Raw genomic sequence first — 19,955 nt, 5'->3', positions numbered from 1 at the left:
AAGCCCGCTCCCACCCGTCTGGTGACGGGCCCGTGGGAGCGGGCTTGCCCCGCGACAGGCTGGGTCAGGCCTGGGCGGTAGCCCGGAGCGGACGCTTGACCTGCGTCGGCGCGACGTTCGCCGCGGCGCCTTCCTCGACGGCCAGCTGGATCGCCCGGCGGCGACGCTCTTCGGCCTGGCGGCTGAAGTACCAGACCAGGAAGGTCACCAGCGATACCGACAGCAGGATCAGGCTGGCCACGGCGTTGATCTCGGGCTTCACGCCCAGACGCACGGCCGAGAACACCTCCATCGGCAAGGTGGTCGAGCCCGGGCCGGAGACGAAGCTCGCCAGCACCAGGTCGTCCAGCGACAGGGCGAACGACATCATGCCGCCTGCCGCCAGCGATGGCGCGATCATCGGGATGGTGATCAGGAAGAACACCTTCCACGGCTTGGCGCCCAGGTCCATGGCGGCCTCTTCGATGGACAGGTCCAGCTCACGCAGGCGCGCCGACACCACCACCGCGACATAGGCCGCGCAGAACGTGGTGTGGGCGATCCAGATGGTGACGATGCCGCGCTCCTGCGGCCAGCCGATCATCTGCGCCATGGCCACGAACAGCAGCAACAGCGACAGACCGGTGATCACCTCGGGCATCACCAGCGGCGCGGTGACCAGGCCACCGAACAGGGTGCGGCCCTTGAAGCGGGTCACCCGGGTCAGCACGAAGGCGGCCAGGGTACCCAGCGCCACCGCGGCGACCGCCGTGTAGCAGGCGATCTCCAGCGAGCGCATCACCGAGCCCATCAGCTGGGTGTTGTCGAGCAGGCCGACGTACCACTTCACCGACCAGCCGCCCCACACCGTCACCAGCTTGGAGGCGTTGAACGAGTAGATCACCAGGATCAGCATCGGCAGGTAGATGAACAGCAAGCCGAGCACCAGCATCAGCTTGGAGAATCCGAAGCGCTTCATGCCCGCCCCTCCATCTCTTTGGCCTGGCTGCGGTTGAACAGCAGGATGGGCACGATCAGGATCGCCAGCATCACCACCGCCAGCGCGGACGCCACCGGCCAGTCACGGTTGTTGAAGAACTCCTGCCACAGCACCTTGCCGATCATCAGGGTTTCCGGGCCGCCCAGCAGCTCGGGAATGACGAACTCGCCGACCACCGGGATGAACACCAGCATGCAGCCGGCGATGATGCCGTTCTTCGACAGCGGCACGGTGATCTTCCAGAAGCTGTTGAAGGTACTCGAGCCCAGGTCGGAAGCAGCCTCGAGCAAGCTCTCGTCGTGCTTCACCAGGTTGGCGTACAGCGGCAGGATCATGAACGGCAGGTACGAATAGACCACGCCGATGTAGACCGCCAGGTTGGTGTTGAGAATCTGCAGCGGCTGGTCGATCAGCCCCAGCCACAGCAGGAAGCTGTTGAGCAGCCCGTTGTTGCTGAGGATGCCCATCCAGGCATAGACGCGGATCAGGATCGCGGTCCAGGTCGGCATCATGATCAGCAGCAGCAGGACCGTCTGGGTTTCCTTCCTGGCCTTGGAGATGGCGTAGGCCATCGGGTAGCCGATCAGCAGGCACAGCAGGGTGCTGAAGAAGGCGACCTTGAGCGAACCGAGGTAGGCCGAGATATACAGCTCGTCCTCGGTGAGCAGGCCGTAGTTGGCCAGGTTCAGCACCACCTGGAGCTTGCTTTCGACGTAGGTGTAGATCTCGGTGTACGGCGGGATCGCCACGTCGGCTTCGGCGAAGCTGATCTTCAGGACGATGAAGAACGGCAGCATGAAGAACAGGAACAGCCAGATGAACGGCACACCGATCACCAGGTGCCGCCCCTGCGGAATGATGCGCTGGAGCGCTCGCTTGAGCTTGCGCGGCTTCATGAGCGCAGTACCACGCCGCTGTCGTCTTCCCACCACACGAACACTTCGTCTTCCCAGGTCGGCCGAGTGCCCTGGCGCTCGGCGTTGGCGACGAACGACTGGACGATCTTGCCGGTGGGCAGTTCGACGTAGAACACCGAGTGGCCGCCGAGGTAGGCGATGTCGTGGACCTTGCCACGCGACCAGTTGTGCTCGCAGGTTGGCTGTTCGGTGGTCACCAGCAGCTTCTCCGGCCGCAGGGCGTAGGTGATGTGCTTGTCCTCGACCGAGGTGGTGATGCCGTGGCCGACGTAGATCTTGCGCTCCAGTTCCGGGCTGGCAATGATCGCGTGGCCTTCGGCGTCCTCGATCACTTCGCCCTCGAACAGGTTGACGTTACCGATGAACTCGCAGACCAGGCGGCTGGTCGGCGTTTCGTAGATATCCACAGGCGAGCCGATCTGGGCGATCCAGCCCAGGTGCATGATGGCGATGCGCTGGGCCATGGTCATGGCCTCTTCCTGGTCGTGGGTGACCATCACGCAGGTCACGCCGACCCGCTCGATGATCTCGACCAGCTCAAGCTGCATCTGCGAGCGCAGTTTCTTGTCCAGGGCGCCCATCGGTTCGTCGAGCAGCAGCAGCTTGGGCCGCTTGGCCAGCGAGCGGGCCAGGGCCACGCGCTGGCGCTGGCCGCCGGACAGCTGGTGCGGCTTGCGCTTGGCGTACTGGGTCATGTGTACCAGCTTGAGCATTTCGGCCACGCGGGCGTCGATCTCGGCCTTGGGCATCCTGTCCTGCTGCAGGCCGAAGGCGATGTTCTGCGCCACGGTCATGTGCGGGAACAGCGCGTAGGACTGGAACATCATGTTGATCGGCCGCTCGTAGGGCGGCATGTCGGTGATGTCGACGCCATCGAGGAAGATCCGCCCTTCGGTCGGACGCTCGAAGCCGGCCAGCATGCGCAGCAAGGTGGACTTGCCGGAACCGGAGCCACCCAGCAGGGCGAAGATCTCGCCCTTGCGGATTTCCAGGGACACATCGTCCACGGCTACCGTTTCGTCGAACTTTTTCGTGACCCGGTCGATCTTGACCAGCACCTGCTTGGGTTGCTGGCCACCCTCGAGGGCTTTCTTATAGGCACCGGAGGCAACTGCCATGAGTGAAACTCCCAACAAGATTTATGTGCCCACCCGGCCTGTGTCTGCAGGGGCCGTGGCGGGCCTGGATTGTTACTTGCCCGACTTGACCTTGGTCCAGCTGCGGGTCATCAAACGTTGCACCTTGGGTGGCAACTCGGCGTTGACGAACATCTTGTCCAGCACTTCCTGCGGTGGGTAAACCGCGGCGTCAGTCCTCACGGCCTGGTCCATCAGGTCGCCAGCCTTGGGGTTCGGGTTGGCGTAACCGACGTAATCACTGACCTGGGCGATAACCTCAGGCTTCAGCAAATAGTTGATGAAGGCATGGGCCTCCTTGACGTTGCTCGCGTCCTTGGGGATCGCCAGCACATCGAACCAGAGGTTGCCACCTTCCTTCGGGATGGCGTAGGCCAGCTTCACGCCCTTCTTGGCTTCTTCGGCACGGGCCTTGGCCTGGAACACGTCGCCGGAGAAACCGGCAGCCACGCAGATGTCGCCGTTGGCGAGATCGGTGATGTATTTCGAGGAATGGAAGTAGGTCACGTAGGGACGCACGGCCAGCAGCTTCTTCTCGGCGTCGGCGTAGTCCTTGGGGTTGCTGCTGTTGGGGTCGCGGCCCATGTAGTTGAGCACCGCCGGCAGCATCTCGTCGGCGGAGTCGAGGAACGCCACGCCGCACTTGCTGAGCTTCTTCATGTTCTCGGGCTCGAACAGCACCGCCCAGGAATCGATCTTGTCGGTACCCAGCGCCGCCTTGACCTTCTCGACGTTGTAGCCGATGCCATTGGTGCCCCACAGGTAGGGGACGGCGTACTGGTTGCCCGGGTCGTTCTTCTCCAGGCGCTTCATCAGCGTCGGGTCGAGGTTCGCGTAGTTGGGCAGCAGGTTGCGGTCGAGCTTCTGGAACGCGCCCGCCTTGATCTGCTTGCCGAGGAAATGGTTGGACGGCACGACCACGTCATAGCCGGTGCGACCGGCCAGCAGCTTGCCTTCCAGCGTCTCGTTGCTGTCGAAGACGTCGTACTTGGGCTCGATTCCGGTTTCCTTCTGGAAATCGGCGAGCGTGGTGGGGCCGACATAGTCGGACCAGTTGTAGATGTGCACCGTGGGCGCCGCTTGGACGCTGCAAGCCAGCGTCAGACCCGCTCCAGCCATCAAGGCCTTGCGAAATACAGAAATAGACAAGTGGGTGGTCCTCACAATCAGTGCCTCAAGTGGCGGAAAATCTCGGCCGCACACGCAAAACCGGCGCGCAACTTACCTTCACGGCGTGGATGCCGCAAACTTATTTGCCTTGACTCGCCTCCAGGCCGGCAAACACCGGCCCGGAGGGTGCTGCAACGGGCTTACTTGCCCGACTTGATCTTGGTCCAGCTGCGGGTGATCTCGCGCTGGGCGGTCTTCTCCGGGGCCTTGATGGCGTACAGCTCGGCCTTCACTTCATCGGACGGGTAGATCGCCGGGTCGCTGGTGATGGACTTGTCGACGAACGGGGTCGCCGCCTTGTTGCCGTTCGGGAAGCGCACGGCGTTGGTGATGGCAGCCATGACCTCAGGCTGCAGCAGGTAGTCCATGAACTTGTAGGCGGCCTCGACGTTCTCGGCATCCTTCGGAATGGCGACCATGTCGTAGAAGGTACCAGCGCCTTCCTTCGGAATGGTGTAGCTCAGCTTGACCTTGTCGCCGGCCTCGTGGGCACGGGCCTTGGACTGCTCCAGGTCGCCCGAGTAGCCCACGGCCACGCAGATGTTGCCGTTGGCCAGGTCGGAGATGTACTTGGAGGAGTGGAAGTAGGTGATCGACGGACGAATGCTGAGGAACAGGTCCTCGGCTTTCTTCAGGTCTTCCTTCTTGGTGCTGTCGCTCGGCAGCCCCAGGTAGTGCAGCGCGGCCGGGATCATCTCGGTCGGCGCATCGAGGAAGCTCACGCCGCAGCTCTTGAGCTTGGCAATGTTCTCGGGCTTGAACACGGCGTCCCACGAGTCGATCTTGTCCACGCCCAGCGCGGCCTTGACCTTCTCCGGGTTGTAGCCGATGCCGATGGAGCCCCACATGTACGGGAAGGCGAACTTGTTGCCCGGGTCGCTGGCATCGCCGACGGCCTTGAGCAGGGCCGGGTCGAGGTTCTTCCAGTTGGGCAACTTGGAGCGGTCCAGTTCCTGATAGACGCCAGCCTTGATCTGCTTGGCCAGGAAGTTGTTGGACGGCACGACGACATCGTAGCCGGACTTGCCGGCCAGCAGCTTGGCTTCAAGGGTCTCGTTGCTGTCGAAGACGTCGTAGACCACCTTGATGCCGGTCTGCTTCTCGAAGTTGGCCACGGTGTCCGGGGCGATGTAGTCCGACCAGTTGTAGACGTGCAGCACCTTGTCGTCAGCCTGGACAGCGGTCGCCAAGGTGCCCATCAGGGCGGCGGCCAGCAGCGTCTTGCCCATTTTCTTCATGCGTTATGCTCCAGAATTTATTATCAAGCCATCTGTTCAGCAGCCGGATCCCACGGGTCACGCGCTGGGCGACTAAACAGCCGCTAGTCTGGCAAGTTACAAGGCGCTGTTTCAACAGAAGCAGGGCCTTGTAACGACTTAATGTCACCTCGCCAGCCCAGGTTTTGCACGATAAGTGCCTGCACGACGCTCGGCGACTTTTCGTATCAACCCTAGCAGACCGTCATTTGATCGCTTCGAGCGTCAAATCCAGGCACTTGCGCGCCTTTTCCACCAGTTCGTCCACTTCCTCGCGGCTGATCACCAGCGGAGGGGCAATGATCATGGTGTCGCCCACCGCGCGCATGATCAGGCCGTTGTCGAAGCAGAAGGTGCGGCAGATCATGCCCACGCCCTTGCCTTCGTAACGGGTGCGAGTGGCCTTGTCCTTGACCAGCTCGATCGCGCCGAGCAGGCCCAGGCCGCGCACCTCGCCCACCAACGGGTGGTCCTGCAGCTCACGCAGACGTTTTTGCAAGTACGGTGCCACTTCAGTGCGGGCCTTCTCGACGATCTTCTCGTCGCGCAGGATGCGCAGGTTTTCCAGGCCCACCGCCGCCGCCACCGGGTGGCCGGAGTAAGTGAAGCCGTGGTTGAAGTCGCCACCCTCGCTGAGAACCTTGGCCACCGTGTCACGCACGATCACACCACCCATGGGGATGTAACCGGAAGTGAGGCCCTTGGCGATGGTCATCAAGTCGGGGGCAAGGTCGTAATAGTCGGAGCCGAACCACTCGCCGGTACGGCCGAAGCCGCAGATCACTTCGTCGGCGACGAACAGGATGTCGTACTTGGCGAGGATCTCCTTGACCTTCGGCCAGTAGGTTTCCGGCGGAATGATCACGCCACCGGCACCCTGGATCGGCTCGGCGATGAAGGCGGCGACGTTGTCCTCGCCGACTTCGAGAATCTTCTTCTCCAACTGCTCGGCAGCCCACACGCCAAAGGCGTCCGGGGTCATGTCGCCACCCTCGCCGAACCAGTACGGCTGCGGGATGTGCACGATGCCCGGGATCGGCAGGCCACCCTGCTCGTGCATGCCGCTCATGCCGCCGAGGCTGGCGCCGGCCACGGTGGAGCCGTGATAGCCGTTGACCCGGCCGATGATGGTCTGCTTGTGCGGCTTGCCCTTGAGTGCCCAGTAGTGACGGACCATGCGCAGCACGGTGTCGTTGCCCTCGGAGCCGGAACCGGTGAAGAACACATGGGTCATGCCCTTGGGCGCCACGTCGGTGATCGCCTTGGCCAGCTTCAGCGCTGGCGGGTGGGCGGTCTGGAAGAACAGGTTGTAGTACGGCAGTTCGCGCATCTGCGTCTCTGCCGCCTGCACCAGCTCTTCACGGCCATAGCCGACCGCCACGCACCACAGGCCGGCCATGCCGTCGAGGATCTTGTGCCCCTCGCTGTCCCACAAATGCACGCCCTGCGCCTTGGTGATGATGCGCGGCCCCTTTTCCTTCAACTGCTTGTAGTCGCTGAAAGGAGCCAGGTGATGCTCGCCGCTCAGGGCTTGCCATTCACGGGTTTGCGGGTTGTTGACGCTCATGTGCCTCTCCATTTTCCGGTGGCCGCCCGCAGGCGGCCTCAGGGTTGATCACACAGCAAACAGCAGGAACTCACGCTCCCAGGAGCTGATGACGCGCTTGAAGTTCTCATGCTCGGCGCGCTTGGTGGCGACGTAGCCGGTGATGAATTTCTTGCCCAGGTACTGCTCCAGCGCGCGGCTGTTCTCCATCCGCTCGAGGGCGTCCTCGATGGTCAGTGGCAGGCGCAGGTTGCGCCGCTCGTAGCCACGGCCCTGCACCGGCGCGCTGGCTTCGATGCCCTCGACCATGCCGATGTAGCCGCACAGCAGGCTGGCGGCGATGGCCAGGTACGGGTTGGCATCGGCGCCCGGCAGACGGTTCTCGACACGGCGGTTCTGCGGGCCGGCATCCGGCACGCGCAGGCCGACGGTACGGTTCTCCTCGCCCCACTCGACGTTCACCGGCGCCGAGGTGTCGGGCAGGAAGCGGCGGAACGAGTTGACGTTGGGCGCGAACAGCGGCAGCGCCTCGGGGATGAACTTCTGCAGGCCACCGATGTGGTTGAGGAACAGCGCGCTCATGCTGCCGTCCTCATTGCTGAAGATGTTCTTGCCGGTGGCCACGTCGACCACGCTCTGGTGCAGGTGCATGGCACTGCCGGGCTCGCCGGTCATCGGCTTGGCCATGAAGGTGGCGGCCACGTTGTGTTTGAGCGCCGCCTCGCGCATGGTGCGCTTGAACACCAGGATCTGGTCGGCCAGGTGCAAGGCGTCGCCGTGACGGAAGTTGATTTCCATCTGCGCCGTGCCGTCTTCATGGATCAGTGTGTCCAGATCCAGCTGCTGCAGTTCGCACCAGTCGTAGACATCCTCGAACAGCGGGTCGAATTCGTTGGCGGCCTCGATGGAGAACGACTGCCGACCGGTTTCCGGACGGCCGGAGCGGCCCACCGGCGGCTGCAGCGGGAAGTCAGGGTCTTCGCTACGCTTGGTCAGGTAGAACTCCATCTCCGGCGCGACGATCGGCTGCCAGCCCTTGTCGGCGTACAGCTTGAGGACCTTCTTCAGCACGTTGCGCGGCGACAGCTCGACCGGGTTGCCCTTCTTGTCGTAGGTGTCGTGGATCACCTGGGCGGTCGGTTCGATGGCCCAAGGCACGAGATACACCGCGTTCTCGTCGGGACGGCAGATCATGTCGATGTCGGCCGGGTCGAGCAGTTCGTAATAGATGTCGTCGTCGACGTAGTCGCCGGTCACGGTCTGCAGCAGCACACTCTCTGGCAGGCGCATGCCCTTCTCGGCGATGAACTTGTTGGTGGGCGAGATCTTGCCGCGGGTGATGCCGGTCAGGTCGCTGATCAGGCATTCCACTTCGGTGATCTTGTGCTCTTTCAACCAATCGGTGAGCTGGTCGAGGTTGGTACTCATAAATACCTCAGGAGGTAATGTGGCCCGGTTGCTGGGAACCGACCGCCACTGACGCCAGGCGTCGGACAAAGTCGACGCGCACGGCGTCGAGGGGCCTGGACAGGCCCGCGCCTTGATTCTGTATGGAGTGCAGGGCTAAAGCAAAACCCCTCGCTCGGGATACCAGCGGATATACGCCGAGGAAGGGTATACGGGCTGGGAACGAAGGGCAGAGAGAAAGGAAGACGTACGCCAAAGCGTTACGAGGCATGGTCTTTTTATGCAAACCGTCAATTATTGCGAGCAGAGCGACCGCCCATTGATGCAGGCGCGCAATGACCGGACGGCAACCGGGAGAAATACCTGGACGCACTGCGGGCGCAGTGCTGGCAGGTCTCGACAGGCGGACCATGTGACCCTCGTATTATTGTGTTCTGGGTTGTCGCCGAGCTTAGCCTCGTTCATTTTTTTACACAACCACTCCGTAAAAAATAAAACACGCTGTGCTCTGGATAACCTTTCGCAGCGAAAATAGCGGATAATGGCACGCCCCGATATGCGGCAAATCTGCCGTAGATGTGCCATTTAAGGGCATCATGGGGCTGGCTTGACTTCACCTGGTCTTTCCGATTGACTGGGGTTGCAAGCCCCCCTTGATTGATATTTTTAACAAAAAAGGTGTTGCATCATGTCGGTACCCCCGCGTGCCGTTCAGCTTAACGAAGCGAACGCGTTCCTTAAGGAACATCCTGAGGTTCTCTACGTTGACCTTCTGATTGCAGATATGAATGGTGTGGTGCGCGGCAAGCGCATCGAGCGCACCAGCCTCCACAAGGTTTACGAGAAAGGCATCAACCTGCCTGCCTCCCTCTTCGCCCTGGATATCAACGGCTCGACCGTCGAAAGTACCGGCCTTGGCCTGGACATCGGCGATGCCGACCGCATCTGCTACCCCATCCCCGGCACCCTCTCCAACGAACCCTGGCAGAAGCGCCCTACCGCGCAGCTGCTGATGACCATGCACGAGCTCGAGGGCGAGCCCTTCTTCGCCGACCCGCGCGAAGTGCTGCGCCAAGTGGTGAGCAAGTTCACCGAGATGGGCCTGACCATCTGCGCCGCGTTCGAGCTGGAGTTCTACCTGATCGACCAGGAGAACGTGAACGGCCGCCCGCAGCCACCACGCTCGCCGATCTCGGGCAAGCGCCCGCAATCGACCCAGGTGTACCTGATCGACGACCTCGACGAATACGCCGACTGCCTGCAGGACATCCTCGAAGGCGCCAAGGAGCAAGGCATCCCGGCCGACGCGATCGTCAAGGAAAGCGCCCCGGCGCAGTTCGAGGTCAACCTGCACCACGTCGCCGACCCGCTCAAGGCCTGTGACTACGCGGTGCTGCTCAAGCGCCTGATCAAGAACATCGCCTACGACCATGAAATGGACACCACCTTCATGGCCAAGCCCTACCCGGGCCAGGCAGGCAACGGCCTGCATGTGCACATTTCCGTGCTGGACAAAGATGGCAACAACATCTTCACCAGCGAGGATCCCGAGCAGAACGCCGCGCTACGTCACGCTGTCGGCGGTGTGCTCGAGACCCTGCCCGCCTCGATGGCGTTCCTCTGCCCCAACGTCAACTCGTACCGCCGCTTCGGCGCGCAGTTCTACGTGCCCAACGCACCGAGCTGGGGCCTGGACAACCGCACCGTGGCCCTGCGCGTGCCGACCGGTTCGCCGGACGCCGTACGCATCGAGCACCGCGTGGCCGGTGCCGACGCCAACCCGTACCTGATGATGGCAGCGGTGCTGGCCGGCGTGCACCACGGCCTGACCAACCAGATCGAACCGGGCGAGCCGATCGAAGGCAACTCGTACGAGCAACTGGAGCAGAGCCTGCCGAACAACCTGCGCGATGCCCTGCGCGAGCTGGACGACAGCGAGATCCTCAACAAGTACATCGATCCGAAGTACATCGACATCTTCGTCGCGTGCAAGGAGAGCGAGCTGGAGGAATTCGAGCACTCGATCTCCGACCTCGAGTACAACTGGTACCTGCATACCGTGTAAACGAAAACGCCGCCCACAAGGGCGGCGTTTTTCATTGCACTAGCGCCAACTCAACCGCTCCTGCAGGCGTCATATCCACTCTCAGAGCGATTTTTCGAAGATCTTCGAATTGCGCTGGTAGTTGTACAGCGATGCCCGTGCCGCCGGCAGCCGCTCCACTTCGCTCGGCGCGAAACCACGCTCGCGGAACCAGTGCGCGGTCCGCGTCGTCAGCACGAACAGCGTATTGATCCCCAGCTTGCGCGCCCGCGCTTCGATGCGCTCGAGCAGCTCGTCGCCGCGCCCGCCATGCCGGTATTCCGGATTCACCGCCAGGCACGCCAGCTCGCCGGCCTCGGAGTCGGCAATCGGATACAGCGCCGCACAGGCGATGATCATGCCCTCGCGCTCGACCACGCTGAACTGTTCGATTTCCCGCTCCAGTACCTCCCGCGAGCGACGCACCAGGATGCCCTGCTCTTCCAGCGGGCTGATCAATTCCAGCAAGCCGCCCACATCCTCGATGGTCGCCTCGCGCACCACCTCGAACTGCTCCTGGGACACCAGGGTGCCACCGCCACCGCGGGTGAAAAGCTCGGTGAGCAGCGCTCCGTCCTCGGCGTAGCTGACGATATGGCTACGCGCCACGCCACCCTTGCAGGCCTCGGCGGCAGCGTCGAGCAGTTCGCCCTGATAATCGCTGCCCAGGCGTAGCAGGTGCGGTGCAACCTGCTGCGGACGCAACTCGCGCACCAGTTGCCCATGCTCATCCAGCAGCCCCGGCTCGGCTCCGAACAGCAGCAGCTTGTCGGCGCCCAGCTCGATGGCGGCGCGGGTGGCTACGTCTTCGCAGGCCAGGTTGAAGATCTCGCCAGTAGGCGAATAGCCCAGCGGCGACAGCAATACGATGGAGCGCTCGTCGAGCAGGCGGTTGATACCTTTGCGATCGACCCGGCGCACCTCACCGGTGTGGTGGTAGTCCACCCCTTCGAGCACGCCGATCGGCCGTGCGGTGACCAGGTTGCCGGACGCCACCCGCAGCCGCGAACCCTGCATCGGCGAGGCCGCCAGGTCCATCGACAGGCGCGCCTCGATGGCCAGGCGCAGGGCGCCGACGGCATCGATCACGCAGTCCAGCGTCGCCGCATCGGTGATGCGCATGCCACGGTGGTAGTGCGGGGTCAGGCCACGAGCGGCCAGGCGGCTTTCGATCTGTGGCCGCGAGCCATGGACCAGTACCAGGCGAACGCCGAGGCTGTGCAGCAGCACCAGGTCGTGGACGATATTGCCGAAGTTGGGATGTTCGACGCCGTCACCGGGCAGCATGACCACGAAGGTGCAGTCACGGTGGGCGTTGATGTAGGGGGACGCATGGCGCAGCCAGTTGACGTAATCGGGCATGACGAGGCCTGTGGATAAGTGAACGGAGAACGGAAGGGCGCACAACGTTCGAAAGTCATCGTCGGAACAGGCTTGCGGTCACGCGCGGTCTCCTCTAGGCAGGAACGAATCAGGTCGGTTGACGTTTAGCTCAGGCAATAGTGCCGTATCAGGTCACGCAATAGACGCACGGTAGGCTCGATACGTGACATTTCAAGGTGCTCGCCGGGCTGATGGGCACAGGCGATATCGCCCGGGCCGAGGACGATGGTCTGGCAACCGAGCTGCTGAAGATAAGGGGCTTCGGTGCCGAAGGCCACTGCTTCGGCGCGATGGCCGGTCAGCCGCTCGGCCAGGCGCACCAGTTCGCTGTCGGCAGCCTGCTCGAACGGCGGCACCTCCGGGAACAACGGCGCGTAGTCGATGCGTACGTCGAAGCGTTCGGCCAACGGCACCAGCTTGCTGCGAATCGCGGCGCGCAGTTGCTCGGCATCCATCCCCGGCAACGGTCGCAGGTCGAACTCCAGAGCGCACTGGCCACAGATACGGTTAGGGTTGTCGCCGCCATGGATGCAGCCGAAGTTGAGGGTCGGGGTGGGTACGCCGAACTGCGGGTTGCGGTACTTGTCCTGCCAGCCCTGGCGCAGCGCCATCAGCTCTCCCATGACCGCATGCATGGCCTCCATGGCGCTGCGACCCAGGCTCGGATCCGACGAATGGCCGCTGCGTCCGAGGATATCGATGCGATCCATGAGGATGCCCTTGTGCATGCGGATCGGCCTGAGCCCGGTGGGCTCGCCGATCACCGCCGCGCGACCGAGCGGCTGACCGGCTTCAGCCAGGGCGCGGGCACCCGACATGGAGCTTTCCTCGTCACAGGTAGCGAGGATCAGCAATGGCTGCTTGAAGTCGTGCGCCAACAGCGGCGTCACGGCCTCGATGACCAAGGCGAAGAAACCCTTCATGTCGCAGCTGCCCAGGCCCACCCAGCGGCCATCGACCTCGGTCAGCTTGAGCGGGTCGCTGCTCCACAACTGTGGATCGTACGGTACCGTGTCGCTGTGCCCGGCCAGCACCAGGCCTCCGGGGCCGCTGCCGCGGCTGGCCAGCAGGTTGAACTTGCCCGGGCTGACAGGCTGGATCTCGCAGGTGAAACCCAGGTCGCCCAGCCAACCGGCCAGCAGGTCGATGACCGGGCGATTGGACTGGTCCAGCGCGGGCTGGGTGCAGCTGACCGAGGGGGTGGCGATCAGGGCGGCGAACTGGTCTTTCAGCGACGGCAACGGCATGCGCAAGCTCCTCGGAAGCGTGGCTCATCATAACAACGCCAGCGCCTCGCAAGGCAACCCGGGCAGGCCCGCGCCCACAAACAAGGATTCATGGCGCAAGTGCTGTAGACTGCCCAGCAACGATGCCCCTCCTTCCGAGCCCGCGATGCACAAAGAAACCGAACTCAAACTCCGCGCCAGCCGCGAGACCCTTGCCGCCTTGCGCGAGCACCCCCTGCTGAAGAAGCGCAACAAGTCCGGCTGGCAGACCCGCGAACTGCTCAACCAGTACTTCGACACCCCGGCGCGCGACCTGTCCGCCGCCCGCGTCGCCCTGCGCCTGCGCCGCGATGGCGAGGTCATCATCCAGACCCTCAAGTGCCGCGGCCAGAGTGTCGCCGGCCTGTCCGAGCGCAACGAGTTCGAGTGGCAACTGGACAAGGTCAAGCTCGACCTGAAGAAGCTCGACGCCAGCTGCTGGCCCGAGCAACTGGCCGAACTGGACAAGAAGACCATCAAGCCGCTGTTCACTACCGACTTCACCCGTGAATACGCCGAGATCGCCTGGGGCCGCGGCAAGGCCAAGGTGGTGATCGAGGCCGCGCTCGACCAGGGCTTCGTGGTCGCCGGCAAGCGCAAGGAAGAAATCTGCGAGCTGGAGCTCGAACTGCGCGAAGGCGCGCCCGAGGCCCTGCTGGAACTGGCCGCCGAGCTGTCAGCCAGCCTGGCGCTGATGCCGTGCGACATCAGCAAGGCCGAGCGCGGCTACCGCCTGCTCGAACCGGACAGCTACGAGCTGGACCTGCCAAGCACCGAACTGGACGCCGAGATGGCGCTGGACGACGCCTTCGCCGCCCTCGCCTGGCAGTTGCTGGGCAGCAGCCAGCGCCTGGCCGAACAGTACCGCCACAATGGCCACTGGCGCCTGCTGCAGGACTGGGTCCGCAGCCTGGCCGAACTGCGCGCCCTCACCGCCAGCCTGGGCCAGGCGGCGCCACGCCCGACCACCCGCGCCCTGCGCGCCAGCCTCGACGCGCTGCTGGAAGACTGGCGCCCGCTGGTGCAGGCCGGCAATGACGATGAAGACATCCGCCGCGCCGCGCCCGAGCAGTTCGCCGAGGAACTCGAGGATGTGCGCTGGGGTCAGTTCTCCCTGGAAACCGCACGCTGGCTGAGCGCCCGGGCCTGGACCAGCGAACGCAAGGGCCGTGGCGAACGCCAGGGCAAGGCGCAACTGGCCAGCTGGCTGCATCACCTGCTAGGCGAGGAGTCCCGTGCCCTGAAGCTGCCGCTGTATGTGCAGCGCCCGGAAGACCTGGCCGAACAGCTGCCGCGCCTGGAAAGCATCCAGGTGTGGATGCACCACGCCCGCCAGGTGCTCGACCTGCCTCAGCTGGACCGCCTGTATGGCGAACTGAACAAGCTGCACCAGCTGGCCGAGCAGCCGCTGCTCGAGGAGCACAAGGACGCACTGCTCGAAGACCGTATCGAGCAGGCTCGCGCCATCGAGCAGAATCGCGCCTGGAAGCACCTGCTCAAGGCCTGATGATGCACGTCGCGGTACAAGCCCGCTCCCACACGGGGGCGGGCTTGTACCGCGTTGCAGCGCTCAGCGCCCCAGCGGCAGGCTTGTGGTGCTCTTGATCTCCGACAGCGCCACGATCGAATTCACCTCCTGGATGCCCGGTACGTTCGATAGCTTTTCGAAGAAGAACTGCTCATAAGCTTCGATATCCGAAGTGACGATGCGCAGCAGGAAATCCACCGCCCCCATCAGCACATAGCATTCCAGCACTTCGGGAAAGCCGCGGATCGCCTCGGTGAATTCGGCGAAGTTCGAACGCCCGTGGGCATTGAGCTTCACTTCAGCGAAGATCTGCGTATTCAGCCCCACCTTCTTGCGATCCAGCAGCGTGACCTGGCCGCGAATCACGCCTTCTTCCCTCAGCCGCTGGATCCGCCGCCAGCAGGGTGATTGCGACAACCCCACGCGTTCGGCGATCTGCGCGCTGGAGAGCGAGGCGTCCTCCTGCAGCAGTTCGAGAATGTGCCGATCATAGGCGTCGAGCCCAGCGTGCATAATTTCTCCCGAATATCTTCACTTATAAAATTGAACAATTCGCCAGTTAGGCCGTATCGGCGAATGATAGCGAAGAAATGCCCCGCATCACGTGCAAGAATTTCCCGACTTTCGCGGAGATCCAGCATGAATGCACTCGAACGGCCCCTCACCCTGCCTCGCCTCGACGCCTGGGCCGCCAACGCGGTCCACTGCACCGTGCACTACCGCCTGCAAGCCGAAGCCGAACCCGACAGCCTGTGCCGGGTGCTCAACCTGTTCGCCCTGCAGTTCCTCACCCCGCACAATGTGCAGGTCAGCCAGCATGACGACCTGCTGGACGTGCAGATCGGCGTCGGCGGCCTGAGCTGGCATCGTGCCGAAGTGATCGCGCAGAAGCTGCGCAACCTGGTCTGCGTCAGCGAGGTCTGCCTCGCCAACCTGCCACAGCTGGCGGAGGTCGCGGCACGCTGAGCTGTACGACGCAAGATCCAGAAACCCTTTGCCCCGCCCACCCCGCCCTTGCCCGGCTAGCCTTGTCCTGGCCTCCGTTCGCCAGGCAAGGATGCCACCATGCTCGCCAACGCCGCCCATGACCTTGATCTCAATCGCCTGCTCGACGCCCTGCTGGCCGACCGGCGCATAGTTGCCGGTGATGTCCTCGAAGTGCTCGAGCGAGCCAAGGCTCGCCCCGACGAGCATCCCCTCGAAGTGATTGCCGAGCTGGCACCAGTAGACGCGCAACAGCCTCACCGTCCCCTGCGGCTCGATACCTTGTGTCGTTGGCTGGCAGACCGGGTTGGCCAGCCCTTCCTGCAGATCGATCCACTGCAGGTCGACCTGGTCCGGGTCGCCGGCCTGATGTCCGCCGGGTTCGCCCAGCGCCATGGCATTCTCCCCGTGGCCGTGGACGACGACAGCGTCACCGTGGCCAGCGCCCAGCCCTATCGAAATGCCTGGGAAGCGGACCTGGAGCGCAGCCTGGGCAAGACCGTGCACCGAGTGTTCGCCAGCCCGCAGCAGATTCGCCAGCTTGGCCCGACCTTTTTCGACCTGGCCCGCTCGGTGCGCGGCGCCGGCCATCAGTCCGCGCGCCGGATCGGCGAACTGGAGCAGTGGCTGGAGCTGGGGGCCAGGCAGCCACAGACCGCCAACGACGATGCCCACGTCGTCAATATCGTCGACTGGATGCTGCAATACGCCATCGAACAACGCGCCAGCGATATCCACCTGGAGCCACGCCGCGAGCAAGGCCACCTGCGCCTGCGCATCGACGGCCTGCTGCATGCTGTCTACGCCTTCCCGACAGGCGTCACCCTGGCCATGGTCAGTCGCCTGAAACATCTGGGGCGAATGAACGTCGCGGAAAAACGCCGGCCCCAGGACGGTCGCCTGAAGACCCGCCTGCCCAACGGGGCCGAGGTCGAACTGCGCCTCTCCACCCTGCCCACTCCCTTCGGGGAAAAACTGGTACTGCGCTTGTTCGACCCGCAGCACCAGCATGAAGACCTGCAATGCCTGGGCCTGGATGGTACGGTGCTGGCACAGTGGCTGGCGCTGCTGGAGCAGCGCCAGGGCATCCTGCTGGTGACTGGCCCGACCGGCTCGGGCAAGACCAGCACCCTGTATGCCAGCCTTCGCCACCTGGCTACCCCACAGGTGAACCTGTGCAGCATCGAAGACCCCATCGAACGCCTGGAACCTGCGCTCAACCAACTGCAGGTCCAACCTGCCCTTGACCTGGACTTCGCCAGCGGCGTACGTGCCCTGCTGCGCCAGGACCCGGACATCATCATGATCGGCGAGATCCGCGACCGGGAGACGGCCCAGGTTGCGGTCCAGGCCGCGCTCACCGGCCACCTGGTGCTGTCCACCCTGCACACCAACGATGCCTGCGGCGCCATCACCCGCCTGCAGGAGCTGGGGGTGGCCGACTACCTGATCAAGGCCAGCCTGCTCGCGGTCATGGCCCAGCGTCTGGTGCGCACGCTGTGCCCCGCCTGCCAGGGCGCCCGGGCGGCAGCGGGGGCGGCGTGCCACACCTGCCGCGGCACGGGCTTCCATGGACGTACGGGCCTGTTCGAGCTGCTCAGGCTCAGCGACAGCCTGCGCGAGCGGATCACACCCGCCACCGATCTTGCCGGACTGCATCGGCAGGCCATCACCGAAGGCATGCGCGAACTCAGGCGACATGGGCACAACAGGATAGAGCAAGGCCAGACCACGGCCATGGAAGTGATGCGCGTCTGTGGATAACTGCAAACGCCCTTGTGGGGCCGGGAACTTGGAGCAACTACAATGAATCAAACCGGCATCCCAACCCCCTCATCTTTCGAGGTCTTTCATCATGCGTCTCAAAACAGCCATCGCAGCCACTGTCCTGTTCGCGCTGCCGATCGGCTCCGCCATGGCCGACACCTTCTGGCGCAACATCATCTCCTCCGGCGCAACCACCGCCTCTACCTACCTGACCTTCAAGGACCACAAGCTGATCGTCGCCGCCCAGGACGACGCCGGCAGCTTCGTCGCCAGCGACGGTGCTATTCGCGGGCCGTTCCTGGAGGCTGCCATCAACCAGGTTCGCGCCGACAACCCGGGCGTGCAGGCCAGCGACATGGAACTGGCCAACGCCATCCTGGCCAAGAATGCGGTAGCCGAATAATCCAATCGCGGGGCAAGCCCGCTCCCACGATTCCGACGTGGGAGCAGGCTTGCCCCGCGAAGCGGTCCTAGCGATACGCCTCCACCGGCACACACGAACAGCACAGGTTCCGGTCCCCATACATAGCTCCAATGCCTCTACAAGCCGCCCCATTTCCAAACGGCATCGCAGTACAAATCGCCAAATGCCGTAGGACCTTTCTCTAACCCTCCTGAGCAGGAAAAAGTCAGTTTCCTGGCTGCTAGCGTCCGGGCTTCCACTCACAAGGAAGCAGCAGCATGAGCCAGCGCATGAACATCTTCGGCAAAGGCCAAGGCCTGGACGGCGATCTCACCAGTACTGATGCCACCTGTATCGCTGGCCAGGCACGCGGTACTTTCCATGGCCGCCGCTGGCTACTCGAAGGTGACCGTACCACGCCATGTCCGCAGTGCGGCAAGGAAGGCACGATCGTCGATGGCGAGTCACGCTGGCTTCAGGATGGCATCCCTGTCGCTGTAGATGGCACACCCGTGCAATGCGGGTGCCCAGCCGGTAGCAACTACGTCTTGGCTGCAATGAGTCAGCAAGTCACGGCTCTAGCGAATTCGGCACACCTGCCCACCTCCGATAGCGTGCATGGCAACGCTCCACGCCAACCACAGGCCTTTGTTCGCGCCACATCGCCCATGGCTTCGGCCACCCCCGGCGGACTTGAACCCGGTTTTCACATCGTGCAACGCAGCACCTCGTTCCCTCAGTTGCTCATGCAACTGTTCGAGGTACGCGGCTCGCTGCCAGTCGCCCGCTTGCAACGCCTGAACCCCACCTTCGCTCAAGGCTTCAAGGCCGGTGAGCTCTTCGTCATCGGCGACCCGGACAATACCCATGCCTGCACCCGCGAAGAGGCCGAGTTGATGGCCGCAGCGCAGAGGGCACGGGAGGCACTGACGGAAATGAACGCCGAGGAGGCGGATTTCATGATGCGTCACCAGAGCGATATTGCAGGCCTGCTCGCAGATGCAAGCTTATCGATGGGCGTTGTCCAGACGATGATGGCCAGATCACTTGAGGATTTGCAGGGCACACTGCGCGGTATAGAGCACTTGCATCAGCAACAATTTCAAAAGTACGGCCACCTGAAAAGCCCAGAGTTCTTCAGTGCGCGCAAAGAGCTCTTCCAAAAACTGGATGCACAGTTAAAGATCACCTTTCTCAACAAGCATATGGAACTTGGCAGCCATGATTCCTTGCGCAGAGACCTTGGTATATCAAGCAAAAGCCTGGTCCATCATTGGAGCAAGGCCGGCGGAACGGGACAAATTCCGGGTTACTCGACGCACTTGGACAAGTTGGCAAAAATGTCAAACTACCTGAAATATGGAGGGAGCGTAGGGATTATCCTCGGTGGTTCTTCATCGCTTTTGAAAGTCCAAGAGGCATGTCTAGCCGGCGAAACGACAGCCTGTAAAAAAATTCGCTTCACTGAGTCTGGCAATTTTGCAGGGGGTCTTGCTGGCGGTACGGCTGGCGGCATTTTCGCAAACGCTGTAGCCGGGGCGTGCCTTAGCCTTGGCCCGGTCAGTGCAACGGTCTGCGTCATAGCCATAACTGGCGCAGCAGTCTTGGCAGGGAGCGTGAGCGGAATGACGGCGGGAGAAGTCACCGGCGATGTCCTTTTTGAATCCCTGTACTCGGAGTGACTACAACATGAGCCTACTTGTTGAATTGGCATCATCCTCGAAGTCCTGGAAGCTTTTCATTGCCCTTACCCCGTGGGTGATTCTGCTAACAGGGCTTTTCATAATTGCTCGCCTGGCATGGACCAAAAATCTGAACATCATGCTCGCAGCCTTGAATAGCAGTGATTGGCTAAGGCTTCAATGCGCTATATGGTGTATGTTTGGGCCTTGGGGGAAATTAATGATAACCGGCACCATCGCAGGCTTACTGCATTGGCCAACCAAACAAATGCACATACGTCTTGGGAAAATAAAAAAAGAAGAAATAGATAAATTCCCAAAACCTCTGAAATATCAGCTCCTCATCGGCGAACTCCTCATAGCTATCGGCGCATTGCTATGCGCCATAACTTATCATGCCTATTCTTAAATACGACAAATCACCGAGCGACAGCCAGCAGCAGACCGCC

Annotated in this window: 17 protein-coding genes; 7 read left to right on the top strand and 10 right to left on the bottom strand. The window is 62.8% G+C overall.

The window, feature by feature from the left end:
- Positions 1-64 precede the first annotated feature (64 nt).
- The 7 genes from F3J43_RS20255 to F3J43_RS20225 all read right to left on the bottom strand — a co-directional run bounded on the left by F3J43_RS20255 (position 65) and on the right by F3J43_RS20225 (position 8,432).
- Positions 65-958, bottom strand: coding sequence for an ABC transporter permease subunit (locus F3J43_RS20255; protein WP_166890975.1), 894 nt, complete (start codon positions 956-958; stop codon positions 65-67).
- The gene (locus tag F3J43_RS20250) at positions 955-1,875 is read right to left on the bottom strand and encodes an ABC transporter permease subunit (RefSeq protein WP_166890972.1); all 921 of its coding nucleotides are present in this window, start codon (positions 1,873-1,875) and stop codon (positions 955-957) included. Before F3J43_RS20250 ends, F3J43_RS20255 begins: the two co-directional genes overlap by 4 nt.
- Positions 1,872-3,014 (bottom strand): polyamine ABC transporter ATP-binding protein, encoded by a 1,143-nt coding sequence (gene potA, locus F3J43_RS20245; protein ID WP_166890967.1) that lies wholly within the window; start codon positions 3,012-3,014, stop codon positions 1,872-1,874. The genes F3J43_RS20250 and potA overlap by 4 nt, the downstream gene beginning before the upstream one ends.
- 72 nt (positions 3,015-3,086) lie before the next feature.
- Positions 3,087-4,151: a polyamine ABC transporter substrate-binding protein gene (locus F3J43_RS20240; protein ID WP_205297999.1), complete on the bottom strand. Its 1,065-nt coding sequence runs from the start codon at positions 4,149-4,151 to the stop codon at positions 3,087-3,089.
- Positions 4,152-4,342: 191 nt separating this feature from the next.
- Positions 4,343-5,440 carry a polyamine ABC transporter substrate-binding protein gene (locus F3J43_RS20235; RefSeq protein WP_166890961.1) on the bottom strand — a complete coding sequence of 366 codons (1,098 nt, stop codon included), beginning with the start codon at positions 5,438-5,440 and terminating at the stop codon, positions 4,343-4,345.
- 223 nt (positions 5,441-5,663) lie between these two features.
- On the bottom strand, positions 5,664-7,025 hold the full coding sequence (locus tag F3J43_RS20230) for an aspartate aminotransferase family protein (protein ID WP_166890959.1): 1,362 nt from the start codon (positions 7,023-7,025) through the stop codon (positions 5,664-5,666).
- Positions 7,026-7,073: 48 nt separating this feature from the next.
- Positions 7,074-8,432: a glutamine synthetase family protein gene (locus tag F3J43_RS20225; RefSeq protein WP_166890956.1), complete on the bottom strand. Its 1,359-nt coding sequence runs from the start codon at positions 8,430-8,432 to the stop codon at positions 7,074-7,076.
- 763 nt (positions 8,433-9,195) lie between these two features.
- Here F3J43_RS20225 and F3J43_RS20220 point away from each other — a divergent pair.
- The gene (locus tag F3J43_RS20220; protein ID WP_286184858.1) at positions 9,196-10,476 is read left to right on the top strand and encodes a glutamine synthetase family protein; all 1,281 of its coding nucleotides are present in this window, start codon (positions 9,196-9,198) and stop codon (positions 10,474-10,476) included.
- Between the two features lie 81 nt (positions 10,477-10,557).
- Here the strand turns inward: F3J43_RS20220 and argA are convergent, their stop codons facing one another.
- Together argA and argE are read right to left on the bottom strand one after the other, a co-directional pair.
- Positions 10,558-11,856 (bottom strand): amino-acid N-acetyltransferase, encoded by a 1,299-nt coding sequence (gene argA, locus F3J43_RS20215; RefSeq protein ID WP_166890953.1) that lies wholly within the window; start codon positions 11,854-11,856, stop codon positions 10,558-10,560.
- A gap of 125 nt (positions 11,857-11,981) precedes the next feature.
- A complete protein-coding gene (gene argE, locus F3J43_RS20210) occupies positions 11,982-13,124 on the bottom strand; it encodes an acetylornithine deacetylase (protein ID WP_166890950.1) in 1,143 nt (380 codons plus the stop codon).
- 145 nt (positions 13,125-13,269) lie between these two features.
- Between argE and F3J43_RS20205 the strand changes: the two genes are divergently transcribed.
- Positions 13,270-14,649, top strand: coding sequence for a CYTH domain-containing protein (locus F3J43_RS20205; RefSeq protein WP_166890947.1), 1,380 nt, complete (start codon positions 13,270-13,272; stop codon positions 14,647-14,649).
- 63 nt (positions 14,650-14,712) lie between these two features.
- On the opposite strand, the gene F3J43_RS20200 is transcribed toward F3J43_RS20205, so the two are convergent.
- Positions 14,713-15,183 carry an Lrp/AsnC family transcriptional regulator gene (locus tag F3J43_RS20200; RefSeq protein WP_166890945.1) on the bottom strand — a complete coding sequence of 157 codons (471 nt, stop codon included), beginning with the start codon at positions 15,181-15,183 and terminating at the stop codon, positions 14,713-14,715.
- Positions 15,184-15,309: 126 nt separating this feature from the next.
- Between F3J43_RS20200 and F3J43_RS20195 the strand changes: the two genes are divergently transcribed.
- From F3J43_RS20195 to F3J43_RS20175, 5 genes are all read left to right on the top strand, one after another.
- Positions 15,310-15,636 carry an ACT-like domain-containing protein gene (locus F3J43_RS20195; protein ID WP_166890942.1) on the top strand — a complete coding sequence of 109 codons (327 nt, stop codon included), beginning with the start codon at positions 15,310-15,312 and terminating at the stop codon, positions 15,634-15,636.
- A gap of 99 nt (positions 15,637-15,735) precedes the next feature.
- A complete protein-coding gene (locus tag F3J43_RS20190; protein ID WP_166890939.1) occupies positions 15,736-17,418 on the top strand; it encodes a GspE/PulE family protein in 1,683 nt (560 codons plus the stop codon).
- A gap of 91 nt (positions 17,419-17,509) precedes the next feature.
- Positions 17,510-17,824: a DUF2388 domain-containing protein gene (locus tag F3J43_RS20185; protein WP_166890936.1), complete on the top strand. Its 315-nt coding sequence runs from the start codon at positions 17,510-17,512 to the stop codon at positions 17,822-17,824.
- 278 nt (positions 17,825-18,102) lie between these two features.
- Positions 18,103-19,506, top strand: coding sequence for a PAAR domain-containing protein (locus F3J43_RS20180; RefSeq protein WP_166890933.1), 1,404 nt, complete (start codon positions 18,103-18,105; stop codon positions 19,504-19,506).
- A 7-nt stretch (positions 19,507-19,513) separates the two neighbouring features.
- Complete coding sequence (locus tag F3J43_RS20175; protein WP_166890930.1) at positions 19,514-19,915, top strand: hypothetical protein; 402 nt, start codon at positions 19,514-19,516, stop codon at positions 19,913-19,915.
- Positions 19,916-19,955: the final 40 nt, after the last annotated feature.

Source organism: Pantoea sp. Cy-639 (assembly GCF_011752525.1).
In the GTDB taxonomy this organism is placed as follows: Bacteria; Pseudomonadota; Gammaproteobacteria; order Pseudomonadales; family Pseudomonadaceae; genus Aquipseudomonas.
The sequence above is the reverse complement of the archived record's forward strand: the minus strand, read 5'-3'. Positions and strand labels throughout refer to the sequence as shown.

What these genes read in the sequence shown, in the direction of transcription:
- F3J43_RS20235 (WP_166890961.1), bottom strand. Translation starts at nt 5,440, where the DNA reads ATGAAGAAAATGGGCAAGACGCTGCTGGCCGCCGCCCTGATGGGCACC.
- F3J43_RS20220 (WP_286184858.1), top strand. Translation starts at nt 9,196, where the DNA reads ATGAATGGTGTGGTGCGCGGCAAGCGCATCGAGCGCACCAGCCTCCAC.
- F3J43_RS20255 (WP_166890975.1), bottom strand. Translation starts at nt 958, where the DNA reads ATGAAGCGCTTCGGATTCTCCAAGCTGATGCTGGTGCTCGGCTTGCTG.
- argA (WP_166890953.1), bottom strand. Translation starts at nt 11,856, where the DNA reads ATGCCCGATTACGTCAACTGGCTGCGCCATGCGTCCCCCTACATCAAC.
- argE (WP_166890950.1), bottom strand. Translation starts at nt 13,124, where the DNA reads ATGCCGTTGCCGTCGCTGAAAGACCAGTTCGCCGCCCTGATCGCCACC.
- F3J43_RS20240 (WP_205297999.1), bottom strand. Translation starts at nt 4,151, where the DNA reads ATGGCTGGAGCGGGTCTGACGCTGGCTTGCAGCGTCCAAGCGGCGCCC.
- F3J43_RS20225 (WP_166890956.1), bottom strand. Translation starts at nt 8,432, where the DNA reads ATGAGTACCAACCTCGACCAGCTCACCGATTGGTTGAAAGAGCACAAG.
- F3J43_RS20185 (WP_166890936.1), top strand. Translation starts at nt 17,510, where the DNA reads ATGCGTCTCAAAACAGCCATCGCAGCCACTGTCCTGTTCGCGCTGCCG.
- F3J43_RS20250 (WP_166890972.1), bottom strand. Translation starts at nt 1,875, where the DNA reads ATGAAGCCGCGCAAGCTCAAGCGAGCGCTCCAGCGCATCATTCCGCAG.
- potA (WP_166890967.1), bottom strand. Translation starts at nt 3,014, where the DNA reads ATGGCAGTTGCCTCCGGTGCCTATAAGAAAGCCCTCGAGGGTGGCCAG.
- F3J43_RS20190 (WP_166890939.1), top strand. Translation starts at nt 15,736, where the DNA reads ATGCTCGCCAACGCCGCCCATGACCTTGATCTCAATCGCCTGCTCGAC.
- F3J43_RS20175 (WP_166890930.1), top strand. Translation starts at nt 19,514, where the DNA reads ATGAGCCTACTTGTTGAATTGGCATCATCCTCGAAGTCCTGGAAGCTT.
- F3J43_RS20230 (WP_166890959.1), bottom strand. Translation starts at nt 7,025, where the DNA reads ATGAGCGTCAACAACCCGCAAACCCGTGAATGGCAAGCCCTGAGCGGC.
- F3J43_RS20180 (WP_166890933.1), top strand. Translation starts at nt 18,103, where the DNA reads ATGAGCCAGCGCATGAACATCTTCGGCAAAGGCCAAGGCCTGGACGGC.
- F3J43_RS20205 (WP_166890947.1), top strand. Translation starts at nt 13,270, where the DNA reads ATGCACAAAGAAACCGAACTCAAACTCCGCGCCAGCCGCGAGACCCTT.
- F3J43_RS20195 (WP_166890942.1), top strand. Translation starts at nt 15,310, where the DNA reads ATGAATGCACTCGAACGGCCCCTCACCCTGCCTCGCCTCGACGCCTGG.
- F3J43_RS20200 (WP_166890945.1), bottom strand. Translation starts at nt 15,183, where the DNA reads ATGCACGCTGGGCTCGACGCCTATGATCGGCACATTCTCGAACTGCTG.